At 60.9% G+C, this 15799-nt stretch carries 13 protein-coding genes; 1 reads left to right on the top strand and 12 read right to left on the bottom strand.

What is annotated here, in order from left to right:
- Positions 1–9 precede the first annotated feature (9 nt).
- From ACM5SV_RS08290 to ACM5SV_RS08245, 10 genes are all read right to left on the bottom strand, one after another.
- Complete coding sequence (locus ACM5SV_RS08290; RefSeq protein ID WP_017995356.1) at positions 10–894, bottom strand: F0F1 ATP synthase subunit gamma; 885 nt, start codon at positions 892–894, stop codon at positions 10–12.
- 28 nt (positions 895–922) lie between these two features.
- On the bottom strand, positions 923–2452 hold the full coding sequence (gene atpA / locus ACM5SV_RS08285; RefSeq protein ID WP_012759250.1) for a F0F1 ATP synthase subunit alpha: 1530 nt from the start codon (positions 2450–2452) through the stop codon (positions 923–925).
- Positions 2452–3018: a F0F1 ATP synthase subunit delta gene (locus ACM5SV_RS08280; RefSeq protein ID WP_012759251.1), complete on the bottom strand. Its 567-nt coding sequence runs from the start codon at positions 3016–3018 to the stop codon at positions 2452–2454. Before ACM5SV_RS08280 ends, atpA begins: the two co-directional genes overlap by 1 nt.
- Before the next feature lie 255 nt (positions 3019–3273).
- On the bottom strand, positions 3274–3663 hold the full coding sequence (locus ACM5SV_RS08275; RefSeq protein ID WP_012759252.1) for a hypothetical protein: 390 nt from the start codon (positions 3661–3663) through the stop codon (positions 3274–3276).
- An 80-nt stretch (positions 3664–3743) separates the two neighbouring features.
- Positions 3744–5960 carry a primosomal protein N' gene (locus ACM5SV_RS08270; protein WP_012759253.1) on the bottom strand — a complete coding sequence of 739 codons (2217 nt, stop codon included), beginning with the start codon at positions 5958–5960 and terminating at the stop codon, positions 3744–3746.
- Positions 5961–6065: 105 nt separating this feature from the next.
- A complete protein-coding gene (locus tag ACM5SV_RS08265) occupies positions 6066–6953 on the bottom strand; it encodes an ABC transporter ATP-binding protein (protein ID WP_012759254.1) in 888 nt (295 codons plus the stop codon).
- Entirely contained in the window at positions 6950–7984 is a 1035-nt protein-coding gene (locus ACM5SV_RS08260) for an ABC transporter ATP-binding protein (protein WP_012759255.1), read from the bottom strand. The genes ACM5SV_RS08265 and ACM5SV_RS08260 overlap by 4 nt, the downstream gene beginning before the upstream one ends.
- 4 nt (positions 7985–7988) lie before the next feature.
- Positions 7989–8846, bottom strand: a complete 858-nt coding sequence (locus ACM5SV_RS08255; protein WP_012759256.1) for an ABC transporter permease — start codon at positions 8844–8846, stop codon at positions 7989–7991.
- A 6-nt stretch (positions 8847–8852) separates the two neighbouring features.
- Positions 8853–9857 (bottom strand): ABC transporter permease, encoded by a 1005-nt coding sequence (locus ACM5SV_RS08250; RefSeq protein WP_003543481.1) that lies wholly within the window; start codon positions 9855–9857, stop codon positions 8853–8855.
- Between the two features lie 67 nt (positions 9858–9924).
- On the bottom strand, positions 9925–11826 hold the full coding sequence (locus ACM5SV_RS08245) for an ABC transporter substrate-binding protein (protein ID WP_419425174.1): 1902 nt from the start codon (positions 11824–11826) through the stop codon (positions 9925–9927).
- A 350-nt stretch (positions 11827–12176) separates the two neighbouring features.
- Here ACM5SV_RS08245 and ACM5SV_RS08240 point away from each other — a divergent pair, with 350 nt between their 5' ends.
- Positions 12177–13805: a GH39 family glycosyl hydrolase gene (locus ACM5SV_RS08240; protein ID WP_012759258.1), complete on the top strand. Its 1629-nt coding sequence runs from the start codon at positions 12177–12179 to the stop codon at positions 13803–13805.
- A gap of 55 nt (positions 13806–13860) precedes the next feature.
- Here ACM5SV_RS08240 and ACM5SV_RS08235 read toward each other — a convergent pair whose 3' ends face one another.
- Positions 13861–14532 carry a GntR family transcriptional regulator gene (locus tag ACM5SV_RS08235; protein ID WP_012759259.1) on the bottom strand — a complete coding sequence of 224 codons (672 nt, stop codon included), beginning with the start codon at positions 14530–14532 and terminating at the stop codon, positions 13861–13863.
- Between the two features lie 132 nt (positions 14533–14664).
- The gene (locus ACM5SV_RS08230) at positions 14665–15690 is read right to left on the bottom strand and encodes a Gfo/Idh/MocA family protein (RefSeq protein WP_419425173.1); all 1026 of its coding nucleotides are present in this window, start codon (positions 15688–15690) and stop codon (positions 14665–14667) included.
- Positions 15691–15799: the final 109 nt, after the last annotated feature.

Below are 15799 nucleotides of genomic sequence, written 5' to 3'. Positions count from 1 at the left end.
TTCCTAGCCTCAGAGCGCTTCCGCGCCCGAAATGATTTCAATGAGTTCCTTGGTGATCTGCGCCTGACGCTGGCGGTTGTAGCTCAGCGTCAGCTTGTTGATCATCTCACCGGCATTACGCGTCGCATTGTCCATAGCGCTCATCTTGGCGCCCATCTCGCCTGCGACGTTCTCAAGGAGCGCGCGGAAGATCTGGACCGAGATGTTGCGCGGGATCAGATCTTCGAGGATCGATGCCGGATCCGGCTCGTATTCGTAGACGGCGCCTGCATGTGCGGCATCTTCGGCCTGCACAGCTCCCGTTGAAGCCGGGATGAGCTGCTGCGCCGTCGGAATCTGACTGATCACCGACTTGAACTCGGAATAGAACAGCGTGCAGACGTCGAACTCGCCGGCAGCATACATCTCGATGATACGCTTGCCGATCTGATCCGCATTCTCGAAGCCGACCCGCTTGACGTCGCGCAATTCCTTGCGCTCGATGATCAGAGAGGCGAATTCGCGGCGAAGGATATCGTGACCCTTCTTGCCGACGGTGAAGATCTTCACCGTCTTGCCTTCGGCAAGCAGCTTGCGGACCTGTTCGCGTGCAAAGCGTGCGATCTGCGAGTTGAAACCGCCGCAAAGACCGCGTTCGGCCGTGCAGACCACCAGCAGATGGACCTTGTCCTGGCCAGTGCCGGTCATCAGCGTCGGTGCGCCGTCGGCATCGGTGACGGCCTTGGCGATGTTCGCCAAAACCACACCCATGCGCTGCGAATAAGGCCGGGCGGCCTCGGCCGCCTCCTGCGCACGCCGAAGCTTCGCCGCGGCGACCATTTTCATCGCCTTGGTGATCTTCTGCGTCGCCTTGACGGAGGCGATCCGGTTTTTCAGATCCTTAAGTGAAGGCATCCGTGATCCGTCCTAACTTAGGGCCTGATTACGAGAAAGACTTTGCGAAGCTATCCAGAGCAGCATTGAGCTTGCCCTTGGTATCGTCGCTGATTGCCTTTTCCGTGCGGATCGCGTCGAGGATGGCGGAGCCTTCCGAACGCAGATATGAGAGGAAGCCCTGCTCGAACTTGCCGACCGAAGCGACCGGCAGCTTATCGAGATAGCCGTTGACGCCAGCAAAGATCACGGCGACCTGCTCTTCCGTCTTCAGCGGCGAGAACTGCGGCTGCTTCAGGAGTTCGGTCAGGCGTGCACCGCGGTTCAGCAGGCGCTGCGTCGCAGCGTCGAGGTCCGAACCGAACTGGGCGAAGGCGGCCATTTCGCGATACTGGGCGAGTTCGCCCTTGATCGAGCCGGCAACCTGCTTCATCGCCTTGATCTGCGCCGACGAACCGACGCGGGAAACCGACAGACCGACGTTCACAGCCGGGCGGATACCCTGGTAGAACAGGTCGGTTTCAAGGAAGATCTGGCCGTCGGTGATCGAGATCACGTTGGTCGGAATGAAGGCCGACACGTCGTTGCCCTGCGTTTCGATGACCGGCAGAGCGGTGAGCGAACCGGCGCCCTTGTCGTCGTTCATCTTCGCAGCGCGCTCGAGCAGGCGCGAGTGCAGATAGAAAACGTCGCCCGGATAGGCTTCGCGGCCCGGCGGGCGGCGCAGCAGCAGCGACATCTGGCGGTAGGACACGGCCTGCTTGGACAGGTCGTCGTAGCCGATCAGCGCATGCATGCCGTTGTCACGGAAATATTCGCCCATGGCGCAGCCGGCAAACGGCGCCAGAAACTGCATCGGCGCCGGATCGGAAGCGGTGGCGGCAACGATGATCGAATACTTCAGTGCGCCGCGCTCTTCGAGCACCTTGACGAACTGGGCGACGGTCGAACGCTTCTGGCCGACGGCGACGTAGACGCAGTAAAGCTTTTCGCCTTCCGGACCGTTGTCGTGAATGGCCTTCTGGTTGAGGAAGGCATCGAGAAGGATCGCAGTCTTGCCGGTCTGGCGGTCGCCGATGACCAGCTCGCGCTGGCCGCGGCCGACCGGGATCAGCGCGTCGATGGCCTTGAGGCCGGTCGACATCGGCTCATGAACCGACTTGCGCGGAATGATGCCGGGAGCCTTGACGTCGACGCGCGAACGGCGCGTCGCGTTGATCGGGCCCTTGCCGTCGATCGGATTGCCGAGCGCGTCGACGACGCGGCCGAGCAGTTCCGGACCAACTGGAACGTCAACGATGGCGCCGGTCCGCTTGACGGTGTCGCCTTCCTTGATGTCACGGTCGGAGCCGAAGATGACGACGCCGACATTGTCGGATTCGAGGTTCAGGGCCATGCCGCGGATGCCGCCCGGGAACTCGACCATTTCACCGGCCTGGACATTGTCCAGACCGTAGACACGAGCGATACCGTCACCGACGGAGAGAACCTGGCCGACTTCCGAGACTTCTGCCTCTTTGCCGAAATTTTTAATCTGGTCTTTGAGAATTGCGGAAATTTCCGCGGCGCGGATATCCATCAGCCAACCTCTTTCAATGCGAGCTTAAGGGTAGAGAGTTTGGTACGAAGAGACGTATCAATCTGACGGGACCCGACCTTCACGATCAGGCCACCAAGAATTGACGGATCAACCGTGACGGCAATCGTCACGTCTTTGCCGGTAACGCTCTTGAGTGCCACCTTCAATTCGGTTTCCTGCGCTTGCGAAAGCGCATGCGCCGAGGTGACCTCGGCGGAGATTTCACCGCGATGGTTCGCGGCGATGATGCGGAAGGCCTTGATCATGCCCGGCAGGGCGAACAGGCGGCGGTTGCGCGCCACGACCTTCAGAAAATTGGCGAAGAAACCGCTGATACCGGCCTTCTCGCTGATGGCGACGATCGCCTTCAGCTGGTCTTCAGCGGAAAAAACCGGGCTTGCGACGAAGCGCTTCAGATCGGCGCTCTCATCCAGCATAGCCTGGAAATGATCAAGATCGGCGGTGACGCTGTCGACGGCGCCCTGCTCGAGCGCCAGTTCGAAAAGCGACGAGGCATAGCGTTCGGCAACACCAGAAGTAAGCTGGGACGTGTCTGCCACTGGCACAAATTTCCCTGATTTCAACCCAAAATCCGGCTCTCGGCGGGCGCCGAACCTATGATCTTGAATTCGTTTTGATTTCCCCCAGAAATCACAAGAGAAGCCTCTTGCTTCTTCCGAAATTCGGGGTCCGTCTAACATAGGATGTTCGGACTCGCAACACGCGTAATGCCCGAATACGCCTTTCGCATGAATTTCTGTCTGCAAAATCGCGCAATGGCCTGAAAGCAGGCCGAAGAAGCCGTCTGCCGGCAGTAAGAGTCACGTCTGGGTGAAGCCGAAAACGTAGAGCAGCGGTAGCGCGGCCAAAGCGATCTGCACAACCAGGAGTAAATAGTTGACGAGATTACTCCCCTTATCGGACAGAATCGAGATGACACGGGCGAAGGCCGCCATCGCGAAGGAGGCGCCGAGCGCCATGTAGATCCAGTCCTGGGCGAGCATGATCGCCGACAGCCCGAAACCGAGATAGAAACCGCCCATCGAGCGTCCCTCGCCGAAGCCTTCCGGCCGCCCCTCCTGCGCCTGCAGACCGAGAAGACGGAAAGTATGGCCCGGCGCGAACATCATGATGAAGCCGGCAAGCGCCGTGAAAGCCGCGGAGCAAAAGGCAAGCTGCTCGCCAAGCTCGGTCGGAAAGTAAAACTCCATGCATCAGCCCCAAATCACCCGGATGAATCAGTGTTTTATGGCATGGGCCGAAAAAGGAGGAAATGGCGACTTCATTTGATTTAGAGAAAACTCTGCGGATCGATATCCAGCTGCACCTGCACCGATCCACGCTCTTTGGGCGATTGTGAGAGCATCGCCCGCAGAAAGCCCTGCATGTCCGAGTTCCGCCGGCCGTGGACCAAAAGACGGAAGCGGTGGCGGCCGCGCACCAGCGCGAGCGGCGCTTCGGCCGGACCGAGCACCGAGATACCTGACACCTGCGGTGCGGCGTTGCGCATGCCGCGCGCATGGTTTTCTGCGTCGTGGCGGGTTTCGGCCGAAACGATGATCGACGCCAGCCTACCGAAAGGCGGCAATATGGCGCGTTCGCGTTCGGTGATCTCGCGCTCGTAGAAAGCGTCGGAATCGCCGGAGACAATTGCCTGCATGACAGGATGCTGCGGCTGATAGGTCTGCAGCAACCCATGACTCTTGAGGCCGGTGCGCCCGGCCCGGCCCGTCACCTGCGACAAGAGCTGGAAGGTGCGTTCGGCCGCGCGCGGGTCGCCATTGGCAAGGCCGAGATCGGCATCGACGATGCCGACCAGCGTCATCAGCGGAAAATTGTGCCCCTTTGCCACAAGCTGGGTGCCGATAACGATATCGGCCTCGCCCTTGGCGATCGCTTCCAGCTCCAGCCGCAGCCGCTTCACCCCACCCATGATATCCGAGGAGAGAACGATCGTCCGCGCCTCCGGAAAATGCCGTTCCACCTCCTCCGCGATGCGCTCGACGCCTGGCCCGCAGGCGACGAGATGGTCGAGCGTGCCGCATTCTGGGCATGCCTCGGGCGTGCGCTCGGCATGGCCGCATTGATGGCATTGCAGCTGCTTGCGGAAACGATGCTCGACCAGCCAGCTCGAACATTGCGGGCATTGGAACCGATGGCCGCAGACCCGGCAGAGCGTCAGCGGCGCATAACCGCGCCGGTTGAGAAACAGCAGCGCCTGTTCGCGCTTGTCCACCGTCTTGCCGATCGCCCGGATCAGCACAGGCGACAGGAAGCCGCCCCGCTCCGGCGCGTGCCTGCGCATATCGACCAGATGCAGGTCCGGCATCGCCGCATCGCCGAAACGCGTCGGCAGGTGGACGGTGCTGTAGCGTCCGCTCTGCCCGTTGACCTGGCTTTCGACCGACGGCGTCGCCGACACCAGAATGACGGGAAAATCACCGATGCGGCCGCGCACGACGGCCATGTCGCGAGCATTGTAGAAGACGCGATCCTCCTGCTTGTAAGCGGGATCGTGTTCCTCGTCGACGATGATCAGGCCGAGATCCTCGAAGGGCAGGAAGAGCGCCGAGCGAGCGCCGGCCACCACCCGCACTTCGCCGGTCACCGCCTGGCGCCAGACCTTTTCACGCATGCGCGGCGCAAGATCGGAATGCCATTCGGCAGGCTTTGCCCCGAAGCGGTCCTGGAAGCGCTCCATGAAACTGGCCGTCAACGCGATCTCCGGCAGCAGGATCAGCACCTGCTTACCGCGTTTCAGCGTCTCGGCAATCGCCTCGAAATAGACCTCGGTCTTGCCGGAGCCGGTTACCCCGTCGATCAGCGACACCGAAAATTCGCCCTTGCGGACATCGGCAACGATCTCTTCTGCCGCCTGCTTCTGCGGCCCTTCGAGACGTGCGGCGGCGAAATCCGGATCCGGCATCGCAACGACCGGCGGCGGCGGCAGGAATATCGCCTCAAAAATGCCGAGCGTGATTAGCCCGTCGACGACACTCGTCGAGACACCCGCCGCATGCGCAAGGCCGCTGCGTGTCCAGGAAAAGCCGTCGGAGGCGGTATCGAGCACCCGGGCGCGCGCCGGCGTCATCCGCTCCGGTTCGCCGCCGACGAGCTTCAGCCCCTCCACCATCGGTTCCGGCTCGAAGGCGTTCGGCGCCCGCAGCGCCATACGGGCGACGAGGCCGGGCGGCGAGAGCGTATAGGTCGCCACCCAATCGATGAAATCCCGCATCTCCCTGGCAAGCGGCGGGCAATCGAAGACATGGCTGATCGGCCGAAGCTTCTTTGGATCGACGCCGTCCTCGCCGCCGTCCCAGACGACGCCGATCACCTGCCGCGGCCCGAGCGGCACCTGCACGACCGAGCCGGGCTCGACCGCCATGCCATCCGGCACCGAATAGGAATAGGGTTTCGGCGCCGGCATCGGCACCAGCACGGGAACCGTTCGGTTCGCGGGCGGTGCCTCGAAAAGCGCGCCAAAGAGATCGGACGAATCTGTGCTCATCGCGCGAGACCATGCCCGCAAATCGATGGAATTGGAACCGCAAAGACGCAGCGACGCGTTCCGGCTGGTCGCAACGATTTAAACAGTGAAGCTCAGAATTGCGCTTCACCTGGCAAGTCGGTCGCCACTGCCGGAAGTGGCTTCATTTGTCTCGGCATTGCGCTGCCGCAGACGCAGGATCGCCGATGCCTCGCGAGGATCGGGCGGCAGAACGGCGTTCTTCAACGCGATCGAATAGGCGTGTTTCGGATGTTCCAGCACGTCCCTGGCATCGCCGCTCTCCACCACCACGCCCTTGCGCATGATCACCACGCGGTCGGAAATATAATAGGCGGTCGCAAGATCATGGGTGATGTAGACGATCGAGACGTTGAGCGCATCACGCAGATCGCGGAAGAGATTGACGATCGACATGCGAAGCGATGCGTCGACCATCGAGACCGGCTCGTCCGCCACGATCAGCTTCGGCTCGGGTATCAGCGCACGGGCGACAGCGATGCGCTGCAATTGGCCGCCTGAAAGCTCGTGCGAGAAGCGGCCCTTTATCTCCGCCATCGACAGGCCGACGCGTTGGAGGGCAACGTCGGCAAGCGCCTCTTTCTCGGTGCGGCTCTTTGCCCCCTTGAAGCGATGCGCGGTGGCCAGCAGATACTCGTCGATCCGGGTCAGCGGATTGAAGGCCTCGAATGGATTTTGGAAGACCGGCTGGACCTTGGCCATGAAAGCCTCGCGATCCCTGCGGGACCGCACCGCCTTCACATCCGTGCCGTCGAAATGAATGCTGCCCCGATCGGCCTTTTCGCTGCCGAGGATCATCTTCGCCAGCGTCGATTTTCCGGAGCCGGATTCGCCGACGATCGTGAATATCTCGGGTTTGTCGGCGGCAAGCGCAAAGCTGACATCGTCGACCGCCTTCATCTTTTCGCGCGAGAAGAAACCGCCGATCGGAAAGAGCTTGGTCACATGGTCGAGTTCGAGGAGATTGCTGCTCATTGGATCTGGTACTCCCCGGCACGGAAGCACGCGACCCGCCCTCCCGTCGCGCTCGGCAGCATCGCCGGCACTTCACGTGCGCATTTGTCGATCGCGATCGGACAGCGTGGATGGAAACGGCATCCCGAAGGCGGATCCGAAAGTGCCGGCGGCTTGCCCTTGAGGCTTTTCCGCGTCGAGACGTCGCCAATGCGCGGCAGGCTGCCGATCAGGTGGACGGTGTAGGGATGCTGGGGATTGTCGAAGATCGCCTGCGTCGGCCCCTCCTCCGCCAGCCGTCCCGCATACATGATGGCCAGCCGGTCGGTGATGGCGGCATGCACAGACATGTCGTGGGTCACGAAGATGACCGAGGACTGCAGGCGGGTCTGCACTTCCTTGATCAGCGCCAGCACGTCCTGCTGGACAAGCACGTCGAGCGCCGTCGTCGGCTCGTCGGCGATGATGAATTCCGGCTCGCAGACGGTGGCAAGGGCGATCGTCAGACGCTGGCGCATGCCGCCCGAAAGCTGATGCGGAAAGGCTTCGAGCACATGAGGATCGAGATGCAGCCTGGCAAGATGCGCCTCGACGCGCGCGCGGAAGGCGGCGGGATCGAGGTTCATATGGCGGGAGGCGAAATCGGTGAAGGCGTGTTTGACCCTTCTGACCGGGTTCAGCACGTTCATCGAACCCTGCATGATGTAGGAGAGGTGACGCCAGCGTGCCGCCTTCATCTTCGCCGGTTCGCCGTAGACATCGATCGGCCCGTCGGCAAAATTGAATTTCACCGTTCCGCCGACGACGCGCATCGGCGGGCGGATGGCGCCGGCAAGCGTCTTGATCAGCGATGTCTTGCCGCTCGAGGATTCGCCGGCAATGCCGTAGATCTCGTTCTTGCGGATGGTCAGGCTGATATCGTCGACTGCGCGGATTTCCCGCCGCACACCGAAATAGTCGTTGACGTAGTAGCATTTCAGCCCGTCGATCGTCAGTGCGTCCATGGTGTTTTCGGCAAGGGTCAAAGGCTGCGTCCTCATCAGGTTCTGCATCTCCTCAAGCTCCCATGCGGGCGAGCCGCGAGCGCGGGTCGATATATTCGTTCACCGACATGGCGAGCATGAACAGGCCGAGGAAGAGGATGACGACGAAGAGCATCGGAAAGGCGACCCACCACCATATGCCCGATACCATCGCGGAATGCGCATTGGCCCAGTAGATCATGCCGCCGATCGTCGGCCGGTTGATGTCGGAAAATCCGAGCACCGAGAGCGTCACTTCGAGGCCGATCGCCCAGATCATGTTGTTCATCGTCGTGAAGAAGACGATCGGCATGACATAGGGCAGATGTTCGCGGATGAGGATCTGCGGTGTGCGCATGCCCGAAAAGACCGCGTGCCGGGTGAATTCCCGCTGACGGAGAGACAGGGCGACGGAACGGATCAGGCGGCTGTCATGTGTCCATCCGAGCAGCGCTGCGGTGATCGCCAGCATGAACCACGTCATCTGGTCGCGGAGCACGAAGACCAGAAGCAGCAGGATCGGAATGTTCGGCAGTGCGCCGAGCGTATCGTTGACCGCCATGATGATCTGGTCGGTTCGCCCACCGATATAGCCGGAGATCAGCCCGACGGCGATGGCGATGATGCGGCTGACCAAGGCGACGATGATGCCGAAGAACAGCGTATTGCGCATCGAGGCGGCGATCTGCCAGAAAACCTCCTGGCCGCGCGAGGTGGTGCCGAGCCAGAATTCGGCCGAAGGCGGCATGTCGGGCGCGACGACATAGATGGCATTCTCGTCATAGGGCGAGAAGAACGACGCCACGATCAGCGCCAGGATGATAGAAATCAGGATGGTTCCGAGCAGGAACTCCTTGTTGTAGCGCAGCAGGTCTCTGAGGACTTTGAACATCGCGGATTACCCCAGTTTCACGCGTGGATCGATCAGCGGATAGATGATGTCGATCACGAAGACCGCGGCGGCAACCGCGATGATGGCGATGGTGGTGACACCGAGCACGAGGCTGTAATCGCCGGAATAGATGCCGGAGATCAGAAGCTTGCCGATCCCGGGATAATTGAAGACGAACTCGACGATGACGGCGCCGCCGAAGACATTGCCGAGACTGAGCGCCAGGCCGGTGACCTGCGGCAGCATGGCGTTGCGCGCCACATATTGCGAAAAGATGCTGCGCGAGCGCACGCCGCCAAGTTCGGCATAGACGACGTGGTCGTCGGTGACGATGTTGGAAACCAGCGAGCGCATCGAGATGAACCAGCCGCCGATGCCGACGAGCACGAGGGTCAGGGCCGGCAGGATGCCGTGTTCGATCACCGAGCTGATGAAGGCCCAGTTGAAGGCCGGCGCGAGATTGACCTGCGCGCCGTCGCTGATCGGCAGGATCGGCCAGATGAAACCGAAGAGGATCACCAGGCTGAGACCGATGATGTAGGTCGGGATCGGCTGCAGCGCCATGATGACGATGCCGGCGACCTTCAGCAGCTTGCTGCTGCGGAAATAGCCGGCAAGCGCGCCGAGAAAATTGCCGATGATCCAGGAAATGATCGTTGCGAGCGTCAGAAGCCCGACGGTCCAGGGCAGTGCCCGGCCGATAACGGTCATCACCGGAGTCGGGAAAGACGAAAGCGACGGGCCGAAATCGCCGGTCAGGACACGGCCCCAGAAGGTGAAATACTGCTCCAGCAGCGGGCCGCCGGTGCCGTAGAGCTCGCGCAGCGATTCGCGGAGGATTTCGACGGCCTGCGGATCGGTGGAACCGAAGCTCGTCAACAGCGATACGGTCTGCTCGATCGGATCGACCGGCGAAAAATGCGCGATCAGGAAGGCCAGCGTGATGCCGGTGAAGACCACGAAGAGAAATTGCAGAAAGCGTTTTGCCGCATAGATCAGAAAGCCGTTCATGACATCGACCCTTCAATAGCAGAACGGAAACAGCCGGCGGCCGGCTGTTTCCTTTGTTGTGCCTCGATCAAGGCTTCGGCGCATCCGGATTGGCCTTCAGCCCGACCACCATGTAGCGAATGTTCGACCAGTTCGGACCCGAGGCCGAATAGGGATTGTCAGCGCTCGGACAGTTGGTCCAGTAGGTCGTATCGAGCGGTGCGAACTTGTTGTAGGCCATCAGCGGGATCATCGGCATTTCCTCGACGGCAAGCTTCAGGAAGTCCTGGCCGAGCTTGGCGACATCGGGCGAATCGAAGGCGATCGACCGATTGCGCTCGATCAGCTGGTCGAGACGCGGATCCTGCCAGCGCTGCAGATTGCGCGGCGGCTGGATCTGCCCGACCGGCTTGATGAACTCCGAATGATAGCTGTCGAGGAAGAAGGAGAGGTCGGGATGACCGCCCCAGGTCTCGATGCTCCAGTAGATCGCCGTCTCGAAATCGCCGGTGCTGAGGCGCTGGCCATTGGTCGGGCCGGCGACATCGACCTTGGTCGCGATGCCGGCCTGCGACCATTGCTGGGCGATCACCGTGCCGGCGCGGGCAAGCGTCGGGATGGCATCGCCTTCCACCTGCAGGCGGATCGTAAAGGGCGTGCCGTCAGGCTTCACCCACTGGCGGCCGCTTTTCTTGAAACCAGCCTTCTGCAGCAGCTCGGTTGCAGCCTGAACGTCCTTCTTCCACCAGCCGAAGCCGAATGTACGCTGCAGCTTGGCCGGATCGGTCGGGATCTGATCGGCCCATTGGCTGCGCACCATATTGGCGATCTGCGCCGAGATGTTGGGATCGTAGGGCTTGATCTTGCGGGATCCGGTGTCGAGCTCGAAATTCGTCAGCCAGTCCTGCATCGGTGCGTAATAGTCGTCCGGGGCAGAACCCGTCGGCGGCGTGGCAAGGGCGGCGATATTGGCCGCGCCGCGGTAGGAGCCGAGCGCCACTTCGCGGATATCGATCAGTAGAGCGAGAGCCCAGCGCACGTCTTTATTGTCGAAGGGCGCCTTCTTCGTATTGAAGAGAACGGAAGGCAGCGTCGGGTCCGGATGTGCGAAAGGAAAGCCCTTCAGCCAGGAGGCCGTGCTCTTGCTGTCGCGCATGATCGAGAACATGCCCTCGGGCGCCATGTCGTTGATGACGTCGAGATTGTGGTTGCGCTGTTCGATGACGCGCGCTTCCGGATTGCCGGCGGCCCGATAGACGACGTATTTGACCTCAGGCGGTTGTGCCGCAGCCAGGCCGATCGACGTGCGCTGCCAGTCATCACGCAGCTTCCAGATCGTCCAGTTGCCGCCCTTGTCATAGCTCTGCAGCTGGTAGGGCCCGAGCGAAACCGGCGGATTATTATTGAAGGACAGCGGATCGGCGGCCTTCTCGAAGACGTGCTTCGGCATGATCCAGGCGGCATTCCAACGCACCGTGAACAGCGTGTGGAAGCGCGAGTTCGGCTTCTTCAGATGAAAGACGACGGTCTGCGGATCAGGATTTTCGATACTCGCGACATTGACGGTGAAGGGCGCGCTCCAGGCCATGCCGGGATGGTCGATCTGCGTCTGCACGGTATAGACCACGTCGTCGCTGGTAAATTCGACACCGTCGCTCCAGAAGATCCCCTTGCGCAGCTTTACCTTCATCTCGGTGAAATCGGCGTTGTAGCTCGGCGGTTCGCTGGCAAGCGCATTCTGCCAGGCATCCTTGCCGCCCTCGGGATTGATGAACCACAGCGTATCGGTGGTCAGCTGCTGCAGGCCGTTGAGGTTTGCCGCCGCCCCGCCGCCCGGAGCCCAGACGTTGAACCAGTCGGCATTCTGCTGCGGCGTGCCCTGGATGATCAGCGTTTCGTTGCGCGGTATGCCGGCAATGAAATCCTGCGCAAATGCCGGAAGGGCCATGAGCGACAATAAGGCAAAGGCTGCATATTTACGGAACTTCATCGGATGTTCCTCCTCCTCAACTCGCCGCGGCGAGCGCTTCCCGTAATCAATTGACGATGGCGTCCAGCGAACCCCTGCCTGCGCGTGCCGTAGGGCACATGCACTCCTCGGCGGCGGGTGAACTCACGCCGTAGTTATCGACAATTTTTTGAGAAACGGCAACTAATAATTTTGCTGGTCATAAAAAATAGCGCATTTTCAGGCATTTTTGGCGCAGGGCAGCGATGTGCTTTTTTATATTATTGACAAAGTGAGCGTTTGGCTTAGCTTTTGCGGCGAGCGCGGCGCCCTCCCAAGAGGCCGCACTTCATCACCAGACAGGTCGGCTGCTTTCGGGAGGAGGCTTTGGCATGACCGTTCAAGAGGACACCAGAATGAGCAGCCCCTATGACGTGACAATCTCCGTTCACGCCAACCGGCCAACCGGCAAATACCAACCTTTGTGGAACTGGTTCGGCTACGACGAGCCGAACTACACCTACTCCCCGCACGGCAGGAAGCTGCTGAAGGAACTCACCGAGCTGAGCCCGGAGCCGCCCCGCATCCGTGCGCACAATCTTCTGACCAGCGGCGACGGCCTGCCTGCCCTCAAATGGGGTTCGACCAATGCCTATACCGAGGATGCGAACGGCAATCCGGTCTATGATTGGACGATCATCGACAAGATCTTCGACACCTATGTCGAAGCCGGCAACATTCCGCTCATCCAGATCGGCTTCACGCCGGAGACGCTCTCCGATTTCGACGGCCCTTATCGCCACCAATGGGAGCCGGCCGACAAATACGCGACGATCACCACCGGCTGGACGGCCCCGCCGACGGACCTGAAGAAATGGGGCGACCTGATCGAAGCATGGGCACGGCATCTTGCCGAGAGATATGGCGAGGACGTCGTTTCAAGCTGGCCGTGGGAAGTGTGGAACGAGCCGGACGGCCACTACTGGACCGGCACCATCCCGCAATTCTGCGAAATGTATGATGTCAGCGCCAAGGCCCTGAAGCGTGCCTTGCCCAATGCCCGCGTCGGCGGCCCGCACACCTGCGGCGCCTTTGCCAATGAAAAGGCCCAGACCTTCCTGCGCGCCTTCCTCAGGCACGTGGTCGAGAACAAGTCGCCGATCGATTTCCTCGCCTTCCACGCCAAGGGCAATCCTGTGATCTACGAGGGTCACGTGCGGATGGGCCTGCACAAGCAGCTCCGCGACATCGAGACGAACCTTGCCATCATCAATGAGTTTCCGGAACTCCGGCACCTGCCTGTGGTGATCGGCGAATCCGATCCGGAAGGCTGTGCGGCCTGCTCCGCACGCGTCCATCCCCAGAACGGCTATCGCAACGGTCCGCTTTACGGCGTCTATGTGGTCGAGAGTATGATCCGCACTTACGAGCTTGCAAGACGCGCCAACATCCACATCGAAGGCGCGGTGACCTGGGCCTTCCTCTTCGACGACCAGCCCTATTTCGACGGTTTCCGCGATCTTGCCACCAACGGCGTCGATAAGGCTGTTCTCAACGGCTTCCGCATGCTCGGCAAACTCGGCGGCGAATGGCTGGAATCGGAAAGCGATTATCGCCGCGACATCGAAGATATCATGAGCCATGGCGTTCGCGGCAAGCCCGATGTCAACGTCGTGGCAACCCGCGACGACAAGGGCGTTTCCATTCTCGTCTGGCACTACCACGACGATGATGAAGCCGGGCCGTCCGCCAATATCACGGTCAATCTCGACGGCTGGGACGGCAAGTTCGCCTCGCTCAAGCATTTCAGGATGGACGAGGAGCATTCCAACGCTTTCGGGGTCTGGAAGGCGATGGGCAAGCCGCAGAATCCGGCCGGCGAAGACTATGCCAGGCTGGAAGCCTCGGGAAAACTCGCCGAGATCGATGGTCAGGCGTCGGTCAAGGTCGACGACGGCAAGATCGAGCTCAAGGTCTCCCTACCGCGTCAAGGCGTGTCTCTCCTGCGTCTCGATTGGTGAGCCGGCAGGCGAAGGGAGCGTAATCGAAAGATTGCGCTCCCTTTAAACGGCCCGGTCAATTCTCGCTGACATAGGCAAGATAACGTTTCTTGCTCGGCTGTAGATGGTCGACGCAGAGCTGGGCGAGAACCCAGTTATCCCCGCCACGCAGCATCTCGATCATCAGCCGGTGATGCTCATGCGAGATGCGTAGCGATTCCTTGCTCGACATTGAATTGGCACGCACCGGCAGGCTGAGCCGCATATAGAGCTCGATCGATTGCACGAGATGCGCATTGCCGCAGGCGCTAAAGAGCGTCAGGTGGAACTTGTCATTGGCCTCGTGCACACCCCTGAGATAGCCGGATTCGATGTGGCGGCCATGCTCCTCATGCAGCGCCAGCAGTTCCTCAATCAATGCCTCGGGCGCCGGCAGCTTTATCCACAGCGCCGCCTGCCGTTGCAGCAATTCCCGCACGTCGTAGATTTCCTGGACCTGGCGAGCCGTCAACGAACGCACCGTTGCCCCCTTGTTGCGCTCCCGAACGACGATGCCCATCGTCTCGAGCTGCACGATCGCCTGCCGGGCGAAATGGCGCGTGACGTGAAAGCGGGCAAGAAGCGTGTCTTCGGTCAGGCGGGTTCCGGGCGCAAGCCGCCCGAAAATGATGTCTTCCTCCAGCGCGCGGGCAATACTTAAATCATCATGCTCGATGCCGTCTTCGCGGCTTTCGTTGAGCGTCTGCAAATGTCATCTCCTCTGAAGCATAACCCCGAAAATCGAAGTCGATTTTCGGAAAAGGATTATGCGCCAATTTAATGTGATAGAGCGTCCTTAGCGCGTCCTGTCGGACGCGCGGCGCTCTAACGGCGAGCCATGTTACAGTGGATTGCGTTCTGGGTCGAACCGGCTCAGGCGATAGATATCCTCGACAAGGGCAAGCGTCTTGATGTTATCGTCCGGCGATGTCTCCATCGCCACCTTTCCATCGAGGCTGTCGAGGAAATGCGCAATGGTCGCGTCATAGGCGCCCTGGTAGGTCTCGTCAGGATCGAAGCTCTCCCGGCGCTGCTTCGCACCCTCGGCCGAGAGCAGATTGCCGTTCAGTTCGAGCGTGCCGAGCGCCCCGAAGATGCGTAGGTGATCACGCGGCGCTGGCGCCGCGCCATGCACGGCGAGATTGGCGTTGATGGTGACGAGAACGCCGTCGCTCGTCCGGCGCAGGACGACGCTTGCGACATCCTCCGCGACGATATCGCGATTGCTCCTCTCAAGCCGTGCACTGACCACCTCCAACTCGCCCAGAAGATATCTCAGCGCATCGAGATGATGGATCATGACCTCCATGACCAGCAATCGCTGCTGGGTCCGGAAGAACGGCTGGCGCACCAGCGCCGGCCTCTTTCCCTCCGCATCCGCGATCATGCCGCTGGACAGGAATTCGAACTGCACCTGCCGGATCTCGCCGGCTAGCTCCTCGTCAATCCACGCCTTCAGCCGCCGATAATAGGCGCGGAACCGCCAGTTCTCGTGGATCATCAGCCTGCCCCTGCCGGAAAGTCCTTCCAGCAGGTCGACCGCCTCGCCGTAAGAGGGCGCGAGCGGGTTCTGGCAGATGATGTCGAGGCCCTTTGCTGCCGCCAGCCGAACCAGTTCGACATGGAACTCCCGCGGCGCGCAGATATCAACGGCATCAAGCTGCTCGGCATCCAGCATCGCCTGCGCGCTCGCATAGCTGCGCGCGATATCGAAGGCGGCAAGCCGGGCTTCGACGGCGCTCAGCGACGGGTCGGCGATCGCCACGACCTCGGCTCTTTTCGACTGCCGCATCCATGCAGGCAGATGGTAGGCACTGACCCAGCCGGCACCGATAATGCCGATACGCCGTCGTTCCGTTCCCATCATCGCGCTTCCTCTGCATTCAATCCTATTTTATCAATAATCTATCCTGCTTCCTCACAAAAGCCAATCATCTGATTGCTGAACGAAAGCGCGAATTGCGGAGATTCCTATT

Source organism: Rhizobium sp. CRRU65, assembly GCF_048551595.1.
GTDB classification, from domain to species: Bacteria; Pseudomonadota; Alphaproteobacteria; order Rhizobiales; family Rhizobiaceae; genus Rhizobium; species Rhizobium leguminosarum_J.
Note: the sequence above shows the minus strand (reverse complement) of the source record. Positions and strands in the feature narration are given on the sequence as shown.

Bases quoted from the DNA above. Each gene is read 5' to 3' on its own strand.
- ACM5SV_RS08250 (WP_003543481.1), bottom strand. From the start codon at position 9,857: ATGAACGGCTTTCTGATCTATGCGGCAAAACGCTTTCTGCAATTTCTC.
- ACM5SV_RS08240 (WP_012759258.1), top strand. From the start codon at position 12,177: ATGACCGTTCAAGAGGACACCAGAATGAGCAGCCCCTATGACGTGACA.
- ACM5SV_RS08230 (WP_419425173.1), bottom strand. From the start codon at position 15,690: ATGATGGGAACGGAACGACGGCGTATCGGCATTATCGGTGCCGGCTGG.
- ACM5SV_RS08290 (WP_017995356.1), bottom strand. From the start codon at position 894: ATGCCTTCACTTAAGGATCTGAAAAACCGGATCGCCTCCGTCAAGGCG.
- ACM5SV_RS08275 (WP_012759252.1), bottom strand. From the start codon at position 3,663: ATGGAGTTTTACTTTCCGACCGAGCTTGGCGAGCAGCTTGCCTTTTGC.
- ACM5SV_RS08270 (WP_012759253.1), bottom strand. From the start codon at position 5,960: ATGAGCACAGATTCGTCCGATCTCTTTGGCGCGCTTTTCGAGGCACCG.
- ACM5SV_RS08255 (WP_012759256.1), bottom strand. From the start codon at position 8,846: ATGTTCAAAGTCCTCAGAGACCTGCTGCGCTACAACAAGGAGTTCCTG.
- ACM5SV_RS08265 (WP_012759254.1), bottom strand. From the start codon at position 6,953: ATGAGCAGCAATCTCCTCGAACTCGACCATGTGACCAAGCTCTTTCCG.
- atpA (WP_012759250.1), bottom strand. From the start codon at position 2,452: ATGGATATCCGCGCCGCGGAAATTTCCGCAATTCTCAAAGACCAGATT.
- ACM5SV_RS08260 (WP_012759255.1), bottom strand. From the start codon at position 7,984: ATGCAGAACCTGATGAGGACGCAGCCTTTGACCCTTGCCGAAAACACC.
- ACM5SV_RS08245 (WP_419425174.1), bottom strand. From the start codon at position 11,826: ATGAAGTTCCGTAAATATGCAGCCTTTGCCTTATTGTCGCTCATGGCC.